The organism is Kribbella sp. NBC_01505 (assembly GCF_045040285.1).
In the GTDB taxonomy this organism is placed as follows: domain Bacteria; phylum Actinomycetota; class Actinomycetes; order Propionibacteriales; family Kribbellaceae; genus Kribbella.
The window spans coordinates 6,004,561-6,016,768 of sequence record NZ_CP109425.1; the positions used below are offsets into that span (position 1 = coordinate 6,004,561).

General features: G+C 67.9%; 12 protein-coding genes. 6 read left to right on the plus strand and 6 right to left on the minus strand.

Annotation, left to right across the window (positions count from 1 at the left end):
* Window positions 1–1,784 precede the first annotated feature (1,784 nt).
* The 3 genes from OG474_RS28385 to OG474_RS28395 are packed head-to-tail and all read left to right on the plus strand — an operon-like array spanning window position 1,785 to window position 4,937.
* Window positions 1,785–3,182, plus strand: coding sequence for an FAD-binding oxidoreductase (locus OG474_RS28385; protein WP_405056639.1), 1,398 nt, complete (start codon window positions 1,785–1,787; stop codon window positions 3,180–3,182).
* Between the two features lie 40 nt (window positions 3,183–3,222).
* A complete protein-coding gene (locus OG474_RS28390) occupies window positions 3,223–3,708 on the plus strand; it encodes a MarR family winged helix-turn-helix transcriptional regulator (protein ID WP_405056640.1) in 486 nt (161 codons plus the stop codon).
* A gap of 5 nt (window positions 3,709–3,713) precedes the next feature.
* Entirely contained in the window at window positions 3,714–4,937 is a 1,224-nt protein-coding gene (locus OG474_RS28395) for an MFS transporter (protein WP_405056641.1), read from the plus strand.
* A gap of 4 nt (window positions 4,938–4,941) precedes the next feature.
* Here the strand turns inward: OG474_RS28395 and OG474_RS28400 are convergent, their stop codons facing one another.
* Window positions 4,942–5,373: a GNAT family N-acetyltransferase gene (locus tag OG474_RS28400; protein WP_405056642.1), complete on the minus strand. Its 432-nt coding sequence runs from the start codon at window positions 5,371–5,373 to the stop codon at window positions 4,942–4,944.
* Window positions 5,374–5,518: 145 nt separating this feature from the next.
* Here OG474_RS28400 and OG474_RS28405 point away from each other — a divergent pair, with 145 nt between their 5' ends.
* Window positions 5,519–6,157, plus strand: coding sequence for a hypothetical protein (locus OG474_RS28405; protein WP_405056643.1), 639 nt, complete (start codon window positions 5,519–5,521; stop codon window positions 6,155–6,157).
* Here the strand turns inward: OG474_RS28405 and OG474_RS28410 are convergent.
* Entirely contained in the window at window positions 6,140–6,898 is a 759-nt protein-coding gene (locus tag OG474_RS28410) for an AIM24 family protein (RefSeq protein ID WP_405056644.1), read from the minus strand. The two genes, OG474_RS28405 and OG474_RS28410, sit on opposite strands and share 18 nt — an antisense overlap.
* A gap of 247 nt (window positions 6,899–7,145) precedes the next feature.
* On the opposite strand from OG474_RS28410, the gene OG474_RS28415 reads away from it, so the two are divergent.
* Complete coding sequence (locus OG474_RS28415; protein ID WP_405056645.1) at window positions 7,146–8,267, plus strand: glycosyltransferase; 1,122 nt, start codon at window positions 7,146–7,148, stop codon at window positions 8,265–8,267.
* Here the strand turns inward: OG474_RS28415 and OG474_RS28420 are convergent.
* Genes OG474_RS28420 through OG474_RS28435 form a run of 4 tightly spaced genes read right to left on the minus strand, consistent with a single transcriptional unit; the run spans window position 8,248 to window position 11,051 of the window.
* Window positions 8,248–8,613, minus strand: a complete 366-nt coding sequence (locus OG474_RS28420; RefSeq protein WP_405056646.1) for a hypothetical protein — start codon at window positions 8,611–8,613, stop codon at window positions 8,248–8,250. The two genes, OG474_RS28415 and OG474_RS28420, sit on opposite strands and share 20 nt — an antisense overlap.
* Entirely contained in the window at window positions 8,543–9,085 is a 543-nt protein-coding gene (locus OG474_RS28425) for a Gfo/Idh/MocA family protein (protein ID WP_405056647.1), read from the minus strand. Before OG474_RS28425 ends, OG474_RS28420 begins: the two co-directional genes overlap by 71 nt.
* A 3-nt stretch (window positions 9,086–9,088) precedes the next feature.
* Window positions 9,089–10,060 carry a Gfo/Idh/MocA family protein gene (locus OG474_RS28430; protein WP_405056648.1) on the minus strand — a complete coding sequence of 324 codons (972 nt, stop codon included), beginning with the start codon at window positions 10,058–10,060 and terminating at the stop codon, window positions 9,089–9,091.
* 16 nt (window positions 10,061–10,076) lie between these two features.
* Window positions 10,077–11,051 carry a Gfo/Idh/MocA family protein gene (locus OG474_RS28435; protein WP_405056649.1) on the minus strand — a complete coding sequence of 325 codons (975 nt, stop codon included), beginning with the start codon at window positions 11,049–11,051 and terminating at the stop codon, window positions 10,077–10,079.
* Between the two features lie 101 nt (window positions 11,052–11,152).
* Here OG474_RS28435 and OG474_RS28440 point away from each other — a divergent pair, with 101 nt between their 5' ends.
* On the plus strand, window positions 11,153–12,142 hold the full coding sequence (locus OG474_RS28440) for a LacI family DNA-binding transcriptional regulator (RefSeq protein WP_405056650.1): 990 nt from the start codon (window positions 11,153–11,155) through the stop codon (window positions 12,140–12,142).
* The last annotated feature ends 66 nt before the right edge of the window (window positions 12,143–12,208 follow it).

The following is a 12,208-nucleotide window of genomic DNA, read 5'->3' on the forward strand; positions in this document are numbered from 1 at the left end:
GGCTGAGCGCGTGATGTACAGCTAGTCGGTAATCTTTGGGCGCTATTTGACCAGAAAGTTCCGACTGACGAGCTGGGCCCCCAGCCAAGCACGTCACACCCTTCAAACCAGCTGATCTGATGCAAGACCACCGCGACGGATCAGCTGCCGGCCCCCCTCACCACCAACAGCAACCAAAGCCCAGAAGCCCAGGCAACCCGAGCCTCGATCGCTCACCGCACCATCCCCCTCAGCCCGAGACCGCCTCAGCCACCCGTCTCTGCTGATCGGCCGCAGCGGCGCACAGCAACTGCGGCGGCTCCCGGCCGCATTCGAGCGGAGCCGCTGCAGCAACCGCCGCGACGGGTCAGCTACTAGGCCTCGCCGCCGGCGGCAACCGAAACCCGGAAACCCCAGGCGACCTGGACCTCGGTCACCGGCCTCGCCAACGACCCCAGCCACTGCGGCGGCCAACGACGCTGTCTTTCAGATCGGCCGGTCGCGGCGAGAAACCACAGCGCACGCCCCCGGCCGAGTCCTTTCGGCCTGCACCCACCCCGCCCGCCCCGGGCAGCCGACGATCTCGCACTATCCGGTGGATTTTCGTCACGGGGTACCCAAGATCCACCGGATAGCGCGGCGCTCCTCGGCCTGCACGGGCGCGGTCACCCGAGATGACGGTTCGTGGGGCTGGTCCCCTCGTCTCGCGGACCGCCAGCACTGACTAACGTCCGCTTGGTCCGCCTCGCAACGCTCAACCGCCGCCTGAAATGCGTCCTCGGAGCAAGTTGATCAGTGGCTCAGGTCCGCCGCGGCTGTTTGTGAGCCGCTCTTGACGGTTGGGTGGCCTGGACCCAGCCCGCCCGGGCAGCTGACGATCTCGCACTATCCGGTGGATTTTCGTCACGGGGTACCCAAGATCCACCGGATAGTGCGGCGCTCCTCGGCTTGCACGGGGCGCGGTCACCCGAGATGACGGTTCGTGGGGCTGGTCCCCTCGTCTCGTGGACCGCCAGCACTGACTAACCTGCGCTGGGTCTGTCTCGCCACGCTCAACCGCCGCCTGAAGTGCGTCCTCGGAGCAAGTTGATCAGTGGCTCAGGTCCGCTGCGAGGCGTGGTGCAGACCGAAAGGCTTCGGCCGGGGACGTGGGTTTGTGGTTGCTCGCCGCGACCGGCCGATCTGAAAGACAGCATGGTTGAGCGCCGCGGTGGCTGGGCCGGAGAGCGAGGGCGGTTCCCGCGTTTCCGTTGGACGGGGTAGACGGGCTCTGGTTGCGGTGCGGGGAGCGAGGCCGGTTTTCGCGTTTTCGTTGGGTGGGGTGGACGGGCTCTGGTTGGGGTGCGGGGAGCGAGGCCGGTTTTCGCGTTTTCGTTGGGTGGGGTGGACGGGCTCTGGTTGGGGTGCGGGAGCGAGGGCGGTTTTCGCGTTTTCGTTGGGTGGGGTGGGCGGGTTGTGGTTGGGGTGCGGGAGCGGGGCCGGTTTCCGCGTTTTGGTTGGCTGGGGTTGACGGGCTTTGGTTTCGGTTTTGGAGGGATGGTGACCAACGGTCGCCTGATCTGGCTGCGCGTTGTCGTGGGACCTACGAGGTGAGAGGCGGGGGCGGGCGCCGCGGCCGGTTGGACTCCTGGGCGCCGAATCATCTGTTGCACCCGCCGGAGGCGGCAAAAGTCAGGCGCCGTGCAGTGGTTCCTTGAGGTGCGCTGGGCGGGGTGGGTGGCGCGATGGGGTGCCCTAAAGGACGGTGTCAGGTGGATGGGGCGGATCTAGGGTTGGTGGGGACTGATGCCTGGGGAGGATTACGGATGACACAGACGGCCGGCGGCGGGATCGACGAGCTTCGGATCGCGATCGATGGGGTGGTTGTCGGGCCGGAGGATGCGGCGTACGACGAGGCCCGGCGGGTCTGGAACGCTGATATCGATCGGCGGCCCGCGCTGGTTGCGCAGTGTGTGAGTGATTCCGACGTACAGGCGGCTGTCCTGTTCGGCGTGCGCAACGGGCTGGAGATTTCGATCCGCGGTGGCGCGCACAGCATGTCCGGCGCGGCGGTTGTCGACGACGGTCTGATGATCGACGTCAGCGCGATGAACGCGATCACCGTCGACCCGCAGGCGAAGCGTGCGCTGGTCGGCGGCGGTGCGCTGCTCTCCCAGCTCGATGCGGCAACAGCGGAGTACGGACTGGCCGCGCCGGCCGGGATGATCAGCCATACCGGCGTCGCAGGTCTCACGCTCGGCGGCGGGATGGGGTACCTGACCCGCCAGTTCGGCCTCAGTCTCGACAACGTCCTCTCGGTCCGGATCGTCACCGCCGACGGCCGGATCCTGCGTGCCGCGGCCGACGAGAATCCTGAGCTCTACTGGGCTGTTCGCGGTGGTGGCGGCAACTTCGGCGTCGTGACCGAGTTCAAGTTCCAGCTCCATGAGGTCACCCCGATCGTCCAGTACGGCCTGCTCTGGTGGGATCTCGACCAAGGAGCCGAAGTACTGCGCTTCGCCCGCGAACTCGTCCCGAGCCTGCCGCGCGACGTCACGGTGATCATCGGCGTACTCAACGCCCCACCGGCTCCGTTCGTACCGGCCGAGCACCAGCTCAAGAACGGCTACGCGCTGGTGGTCGTCGGCTTCGGCGGCCAGGAGCAGTTCGACGAGATCGTCGGCCGGGTCCGTACGACGTTGCCGCCGACGGTCGAGTTCACCACCCCGATGCCGTTCGTCGAGGTGCAGAAGTCGATCGACGAGGGCAACGCCTGGGGCTTCTACTGCTACGACAAGGGCACGTACGTCGAGACGCTGACCGATGAGGCGATCGACGTGATCACCGAGCACGCCGCGCGGAAGGTGTCCCCGCTCTCGAACATCCTGTTCTACCGCCTCGATGGTGCCTACTCCGAGATCGGCGACGACGACACCGCGTTCGGTGGCGGCCGCTCACCGCGGTACGCGGTCTTCATGGTCGCGATCGCACCGACCGCCGAGGGCCTTTCCCCGGAACGCGCCTGGGTGCGCGCCTTCTGGGAAGCCTTCCAGCCGTACACCCTCGGCAACGGCAGCTACATCAACGCGATGGCCGAATTCGACACCGACCGCGTGCGCGCGTCGTACGGGGACAAGAAGTACGCCCGGCTGCAGCAGATCAAGGCGACCTACGACCCGGGCAACGTCTTCCACCGCAACATGAACATCAAGCCGGCCGACTAATTCATGACAGTGCTTATATAAGTGCTGTTACGATGGTTCGGTGGATGATCCGACAGAGCAGAGTCAGTGGCGTGCGCTCCATCAGTTGCTAGGACACATCGATGGTGAGATCGGGCGGGTTTACACCGATCGAGACATCCAGGGGCTGAAGCCGAACTATGTGATGGAGCTGCTCCGGCTCCATCTCAAGGGGCCGATGACGATCACCGAGCTGGCTGAGTCGGTCGGGCGGACGCATTCGGCGCTCAGCCAGAAGGTCGCGGCCATGCGGACTGCTGGGCTGGTGCAGACCGAGGCTGGGTCGGACGCGCGCGCCAAGGTTGTGGCGCTTACTCCGAAGGCGGAAGAGCTAGCCGGGCTGCTGGCGGCGGAATGGCGGGCCACGGAGGCGGCGATCGCCGAGCTCGAGGCGGAGTTGCCGTACACGATGAGCCAGGTCGTCCGCGACATCGAGCAGGCGCTGGCCCGGAAGAGCTTCTACGAGCGCGTGACCGAGAAGCTCGCCCAGGGCGATGCAACACAGTGAGGCGGATGCTGATCGACCTGGCTCCGCTGCGCGCATCGCAACCGTTCCGGCGGCTTTGGTTCGGCCAGGTGGTGTCGATCTTCGGTGCGCAGTTGGCGTTCGTCGCGGTGATGTTCCAGGTCTGGGACCAGACGAGGAGCACGGCCTGGACCGGCGCGATCGGTCTCGCGCAGGCGCTTCCGCTGATCGTGCTCGGGCTGTTCGCCGGGGCAGCCGTCGACCGGTTCGAACGCCGCCGGTTCTATCTGGTGATCACGATCTGCCAGCTGATCGTGGCGCTCCTGATGGCGAGCCAGCTCCTGATCGGTTCGGTGCCCGTCGGTGTCCTGCTTGGACTGGTGTCGATGCAGTCCGCCCTCGGGGCCGCGTCGGGTCCGGCGGCCCGAAGCATCCTCCCGCAACTCCTTCCGCGTGAACTACTGGCCGGCGGCATCGCGCTCAACCGCATCGCCTTCCAAGGCGCGATGCTGGTCGGCCCGGCCGTCGGTGGGCTCATCGTCGGCGCCTGGGGCCCCAGTACGGCGTACCTGGTCGACGCCTTGACCTTCACCGCCGCCCTGTACGGCGTACTGGGTCTGCCACTGCTCCGCGTGGCGGGCGAGGTGCGGCCGGGGTTGCGCGGCGTGGCCGACGGACTGGCGTTCGTGGTGTCGACGCCGGTGATCCGGGGCGCGTTGGTCACCGATCTCGCGGTCACCGTGTTGTCGATGCCGATCAGCCTGTTCCCGGCTCTGAACGCCGAGCGGTTCGGTGGTGATCCACGGACGCTCGGCCTCTTCCTGACCGCGATCGCCGTCGGGGGAGTGGTCGCCTCGGTGCTGTCCGGCACCTACACCCGGTTGCCGCGACCTGGCGTGGTGATGCTGATCGGCGCGGGCAGCTGGGGAATCGCCCTAGGGTTGTTCGCCTTCGCGCCGACCCCGTGGATCGCGTTCGCGTTCCTGGCCGTCGCGGGTGCCGCCGACACCGTCTCGGTCGTTGCCCGCAGCACCATTGTCCAGCTGCACACCCCGAACGAACTCCTCGGCCGAGTAGCCGCGGCCGAACAGATCGTCGGCAGCGCCGGCCCGAACCTCGGTAACGTCCGAGGCGGCGTCACCGCCCAATTCACCTCCCCGTTCACCGCCCTGATCTCCGGCGCAGTTCTCTGCGTAGCCGCAGTCGTCGCGGTCTCCGTAACCACGCCAGGCCTGCGACGAGCCGTCGTACCGGTCCCTTCATCAGACTGACCGTCTAACCAAGCCGCATCAGCATGAACGGGATGGTTTCCCCGGGCATCACGTAGCTCTCGACCTCGACGAACCCGTGCTTCTCGGCGAACCGCACCCCGTCCACATTGCTGGCCAGGATGTGCGTCTCGATCCCCGTCCCTCGGGTCTGCGCCAAGCAGTGCTGATACAACGCTTCGCCGAACCCACGCCGCCGGTACGGCGCGAGCACCCGCGCGATCACGGTCTCCGCGCTCGTCTCCGTCGATGGCGGCCGCACGGTCGAACAGCCCACCAGCACGTCACCGTCGTACGCGACCTCAAGCACATTCCGCGTCACCCGCTCACGAACCTCCGCAACCGATAACCCCGCACTCGGCACGATCGCGTTGTGCACCAACCGCCAATCAGCCAGCTGGCCCTCATCCTCGACCCGAACGATCCTCAACTCAGCCACAATCCCTCTCCCCGGCGTACCGACGGACTGGTAGTAGTCCGCCGCAACCGTCGTTTGCGCCCACCGCCACGCTGCACAAGACCCCAGCACCCCTAGTACTACCAGTTCTTCGGTACACCGCTTGTTGATCGAGTACCTTCGGGGGGTGCGGATTCTCTTTGTCGGGAACAGTTTTGCGGCGCGTAACAACTTGCCCGGGTTGCTGGCGGGCCTGGCTGGGGCGCGGGGGATCGAGGTTGAGTCGACGCTGATCTCGGCGGGTGGGGCGTCGTTGCGGCAGCATTTGAATGCGGGGAAGGCGCTCACGGCGATTGCTTCCGGTGGGTACGACGTTGTCGTGCTGCAGGAGCAGAGCACGTTGCCGATCAAGAGTCCGGAGCGGTTCCGGGAGAGTGCGCGCGACTTCGATGCCGCGATCACCAAGGCTGGTGCGCGCACAGCGCTCTACCTGACCTGGGCGCGCCGGAATGCGCCCGACACGCAGGCTGCCCTCACGAGCGCGTACGGCGGGAGCGCGGTCGAGCTCGGCGCGGCGCTGATCCCGGTCGGGCCGGTGTGGGAGCGGTTCCTCGCCGAACACGACGAACCGGTGCTGCATGACCAGGACAACAGTCACCCGGCCCTCGCAGGCAGCTACCTCGCCGCGTGCGTGTTCCTGATCGCCTTACTGGCTGAGGATCCGGTAGGGATCGACGTACCGGTGAAGGGCCTCGATGCGGACACCGCGGCCCTTCTCCAGCAAGCTGCCTGGGACATCTGCGAAGGACTAGCGACCGCCGAGTAGCCCACCCAGTACGCCGGCCACACCGCCGTCCTGACCGGCCTGCTGGCCGCCGCCAGTGCCGCTGATGACGCCGCCGGGCGGCTCTTCGGACGGCTGTACGACGACGAAGCCCTGCCCGGCGAAGCTCATCGTGAACGCCTCACCCGTCGTACGGCCGAGCAGCGTACCCAGGCCGATCTGGTCGGCGCGCTGATAGCCCGTCTGCAGACCCGTCGACCAGGCGATCGCCGCCTGCGGGTCGGCGTACGTCGGCTGGTCCACCGTCAGCACCACCGGGGTGCCCTTGCAGGTGATCGCGAGCCGGCCCTGGCCGGAGAACGTGCAGTTGAACAGGCCGGCGTTCGACATCATGCCCATGCCCTGCACCCGCTGGATGTCCCAGCTCAGCGAGGACTCGAACGCGAGCACGTTGGCGCCGTTGATACTCAGCCCGTCGTGCGGACCTTCGAGATCGATCAGGTACACGTCGGAGGCGCGGTCGGCGAGGAAGACGTCGCCCTGACCCTTCATCTTCATCAGCGGGATGCCCTCGCCGGTGAGCTTCTGCTTGATGAACTTGCCGATCCCGCCGGACCCCTGGGCCTCGAACTGGACGTTGCCCTGGTACGCGACCATCGCGCCCTGCCGCGCGAAGACCTCACCGCGCAACTCGACCTTCAGCAGCTTCGAGTTCTGCAGCCGCAGACCCGCCTGGGCCGACTCCTGCTCCTGGTTCTCCGCCGCGAACAGTTGACTCCGCACTGACCTACCCCCTCTTGAGAAACAACCCCGAGCGTAGGTTCCGACGCACACCACGCCGCCGCGGATCCGTGGATCCTGCCCCAATGCCGACCGACTCTGCCCTCGCCGCCCCCAGCGCCGGACAGGTGGAAACCACTCTCCCCTTCCAAGGTATAGCCCAGGGGTGGGCTTGCCGCAAGGCCCGGGTGATGCCTCAGGATGGCGGTCCATCACGAATGCGAAGACAGTACCTATCAAGGACGTGCAGATGCGGTTTGTGTTGCTGACCTGGGGATCACGCGGAGACGTCGAACCCCTCGCCGGTCTGGCCTGGAAGTTGCAGCAGTACGGCGCGGAGGTCGTGCTGTGTGCGCCGCCCGACGAGGAGTTCGGCGCCCTGGCAGCGCGGGCCGGTGTGGAGCTGGTTCCGGTCGGTCGCTCGGTGCAGTCGGTGGTGAACAATCCGAAGCCGCCGTCCCGCGAGGACGCGCTGAAGCTGGCGCCCGAGCTGGTCGCCGCCCGATTCGAGGTGCTACCGAAAGTTGCCGAGGGCGCCGAAGCGATCGTCGCCACCGGCCTGATGCCGGCCGGTGCCCGCGACGTCGCCGAGAAACTGGGGATCCGCTACGCGTTCGCCTGCTTCCACACCGTCGGCGCGCCGTCGGAGTTCACGAACAACCTGTACGGCGAGGCGCTGAACAGCGGCCGGGCCGCGATCGGCCTCCCGCCGGTGGACGACGTACGGTCGCACGTTCGCGGCGACCAGCCGTGGCTGGCCGCCGATCCGACCCTGTGGCCGGCCGACGTCCCCGACGTCCTGCAGATCGGCGCCTGGACGCTTCCTGACGATCGGCCGCTCCCAGCTGAGCTCGAGGGCTTCCTGGACGCCGGCGAACCACCTGTGTACGTCGGATTCGGCAGTATGGCGTCGCACGCCCCGAAGGACATCGCCCGCAACACCATCGAGGCAGCGCGCGCTCACGGCCGCCGGATCCTGATGAGCCGCGGCTGGGCGGACCTGGTCGCGATCGACGACCAGCAGGACACGTTCGTGATCGGCGAGGTCAACCAGCAGGCCCTCTTCCCACGGGTCGCGACCGTCATCCATCACGGCGGCGCCGGAACCACAACAACCGCCGCCAAGGCCGGTACGCCGCAACTCGTCGTACCGCGCATCGTCGATCAGCCGCGCTGGGCCGGCCGCGTCGCCGAGCTCGGCATCGGCGTCGCCCACCAGGACCCGGACCCGACGCTGCAGTCCATGACCGAAGCCCTCGCCACCACCCTGGACCCCGAAACAAAGACCCGCGCGCAGGCCCTCGCCCCGACCATCGACACCGACGGTACGACGCGCGCCGCCGAACTGCTGCTCAACCGAGCCGGCGGCTGATCTCCTCCAGGACGGTGATCGGAGCAAGCAGGGCAGCCGCGTCGAGCGGCGCCTGGCCGGTGGCAAGCAGATTGAGGAAGACCTTCAACCCCGGTACGACGTAGTCGGCGTCGAGGCGGATGTCGCTGCTGACAACGCCTGCACGGCCGACGATCTCGGCGTGGAACGGGACACGGCCGGCGTCGGTCGGCTTGACGAGTTGGAGGGTGACGAGGACGCCGTCGCTGCGGTAGCGGGCGATGACAGCGCTGCCGGTTTGCTCGACCTGAATGTCCTCAGGTGAGCCGGGGGCGTTGGGCGAGGTCTGCGGCGTGGATGCCGTAGAAGAAGATGCCGCTGTATTCACTGGCAGGGTCGGCCGGGCCGGTGACGGTGACCGTCTGGAGCTCGCCGACGGTTTCGATGCTCTGGGCAAGGGCATCCGCGTCGGCGACCCAGCGGACGGCCGAGTACGACGTGACCGGGGTGCTCGTGCGGTCCGCCGCCTCGAGGATGGCGCGGGCGTCCGCCGTACTGGCTGCCAGCGGCTTGTCGACCCAGACCGGGATACCGGCGTCGAGGAACGGTACGGCGTGCTCGCGGTGCCGGGCGCCGTCCCGGTTGGTGACGATCAGGGCGTCGACGCTGCCGATCAGCTCGGCGGACGTGGGGACGATCCGGGTAATGCCGCCCAGCTCGGCGAGCGCGCGGTTGTGCTCGTCATCCGCACCGACCAGCGCGACGATCCGGGTCGCGTCCGAGATCGGGTGGGCGTTGAGGTGGTGGATGATCTCACGGGCATGACTGTTCTCCGTCCCGACCAGAGCAATCCGCAACACAGCTCAGACCTCCTGCAACTCGACCGGCCGCCCCAGACGAGCAGACTCATAGACCGCGAGCACAGTCGCCAACGACCGCCGCCCATCCGCCAACCCGATCGCGGGCGCCCGCCCCTCCGCCACCGCGGCGACAAAATCCCGGTACTGCTCGAGATGCGCCGCGCGGGGAGAGCTCTGCGCCCCCAGATCATCCGCGCCGGTGAGCGCGACCAGACGGTCGTCGTCCATGACCGCCGTACCGCGGTCGCCGTGGATCGACAACCGCACCGGGCGGCCGGGGTAGGCCGCCGTACTGGCGAGGAGGAGGCCGATCGCTCCGCTCTCGAAGGTGATGGTGGCGGCGGCTACGTCCTCGACCTCGATGTTGTCGTGCGCGAGTCGGCCGGTCTGTGCGCTGACGCCGACTGGGCGGCCGAGCATCCAGACCAGGAGATCGAGCGCGTGGATGCCTTGGTTCATCAGCGCCCCACCGCCGTCGAGCGCAAGCGTCCCGCGCCAGCCGTCGCCGTCGTAGTAGGACTGCGGCCGATAGAACGCCGACTCGACGATGCCGGAGGTGATCCGACCGAGTGCGCCATCGGCGACCGCCTGCTTGATGCGCGTCGCCGGTTCCTGGAAGCGGCGTTGGCTGACGACCGAGACAGTCAGCCCAGTACGGCGTTGGGCGGCGATCAGCCGGTCGGCGGCGGCGAGCGTGATGTCGACCGGCTTCTCAACCAGGACGTGCTTCCCAGCGTGCAGCGCCTCGATCGCCGCGTCGGCGTGCAGGGCGCTGGGCAGGCAGATGCTGACGGCATCGACCTCTGAGTACGCGCTGGCCGCGTCCGGGTACGCGCGAGCGCCGTACTGGGCGGCGAGCTGCTCGGCGCGTTCGAGGTCGGTGTCGACGACTGCGACGAGCTCGTCCTCGAGATCGGAGAGGAGGCGGGCGTGGACAGCGCCGATGGAACCGGCACCCACGATGGCGAAGCGCATGAGACCTCTTTCGGAGTCAGCTGGTCCAGGGCAGGGGATGGTTGCCGTTCTCCGCCGACTGCTGGGCGAGGAGGGCGAGTCGCGTGACCAGCAGACTGTTGCTGGTGGTGATGTCCGGTTCGTTGCCATTGGCAAGTGCCTGTAGGGGGAGCTCGGCCGGGCGGTGACCTGGTGGCAGCACGACGTCGTACGGCGCTTTGTCGGTCGTGGTGAGGACGAGTCGTTTCCGGGCCCACTGCAGCTCGGCGGTTCCGTTGCTGCCGACAAGCTTCATGCGGTAGTCGCCGTGCAGAGGTGACGCTGCGGGCGTCAGCCAGTCGACTCCGGCGGTGATGAGGACGCCGGGGCCGGTGAGGGTGGCGGTGCCGTAGCGGGGGAAGCCGGGTTCGCTCGCGAGGGCGCCGCTGACAGTTCCGGCGGTGAGGCCGGTGAAGTGCAGCGCGGCGTCGATGTCGTGGACGGCCAGGTCGTTGAGTAGACCGCCGTACCGGGTGCGGTCGAAGAACCACTCGGGGCGAGTCGGGCGGTTGAGCTTGTGTGGTCCCGTGGAGACGACACCGTGGATGGTGCCGAGCTCATCGATGAGCTCGGCCATCGCGAGGGTTTCGGGGTAGTAGCGCTTCTCGAGGAGCACGGTGACATGCCGGTTGTTGCGGCGAGAGGCTTCGCTGATCGCGGTCAGGTCGGTGAGCGACGTACAGAGTGGTTTGTCGGCGAGGACGTGGGCGCCGGCGTCCAGAGCGTCGACGACGGCGCGGCCGCGGTCGGCGTAGATTCCGGCGACCATAACGACGTCGGGGCGGGTCTCGTCGAGCAGTTGCTGATGGTCGGTGAAGACCTTCGCCTGGTACGGCGTCGCGTAGCGCTCGGCGACTGTGCGGTCGGGGTCGGCCACTGCGACCAGTTGGTACTCGTCGTTCCGATCGATCTCGGCAGTCACGTACCTCGCGTGCGGGTGGGCGGCACCGGCGATCGCGATCCGGATGGTCATGCACGGAATTCCATCATGCAAGCGATTGCAGGTCAACGGATGCAATTCCTCCCCATGGTCATCCGGTGGGCGGTGCAAGCGGTTGCAGATAAGGTGTCGCCATGGGTCAGCGGCTGGGTGTGACGTTGGGGGATGTCGCCGTGCTGGCGGGGGTGTCGCGGGCGACGGTCTCGCGGGCGTTCACCCGGCCGGAGATGCTGAACACCGAGACCGTCGAGCGGGTGCGCGGTGTCGCCGAGCGCCTCGGCTACGTCGGTAATCAGGCCGCGCGGGCGCTCGCCACCGGCCGGTTCGGGAACATCGCGGTGATCGTCCCAGACATCGCGAACCCGTTCTTCCCGCCGCTGGTGCGGACGCTGCAGTCCGCCGCGGAGGAGGCGGATCTGGCGGTCTTCCTCGGGGATTCCGACGAGTCGCCGGAGCGCGAGGCCAAGCTTGTCACCCGGCTCGGTTCGCAGGTGGAAGGGTTCGTCCTGGCGTCGTCCCGGCAGTCCGAGGAGCTGATTCGCAACCTGGCCCGGACGCGGCCGGTCGTCCTGGTCAACCGCGATATCGACGGCATTCCGCGGGTTCTGATCGATGCATCCGGCGGGATGACCGAGGCCGTCATGTTGCTGAAGAAGCTCGGTCACCGCCGCCTCGTCTACCTGGCCGGCCCGCGCGACTCGTGGTCCGATCAGCAACGCAGGGCGACCCTGGTCGAGACCTCGGCGGCGGCCGGTCTGGCTGTCGGCATCATCGAAGTGGGCCGCCCCACCTACGCGGCCGGCCGCGACTCCGTCACCGCGATCGTCCACTCCGGAGCGACCGCCGCGATCGCCTTCGACGATGTGGTCTCGCAAGGCGTTCTGGCCGGCCTCGAGCTCCGCGGCATCTCCGTTCCGCGCGACTTCAGCCTGGTCGGCTGCGACGACACGCTCGCCGCATTGACCACGCCCGCCATGACCTCAGTCTCCGCTGCCGCCGCAGCCGCCGGTCGTTCCGCCGCGGAGCTCCTCATTCACACACTCAAAAACCCCGAAGTCCAGCCCACCGTCATCACCATCCCCACCCACCTGGTCACCCGCTCCACCACCACGCAGGCCCCCTAACGCCTGTAATCGGCCGGCCCCTGGGTGGCGGACTGCCCCTGAATCGACAGGGATGTCCACGCTTCG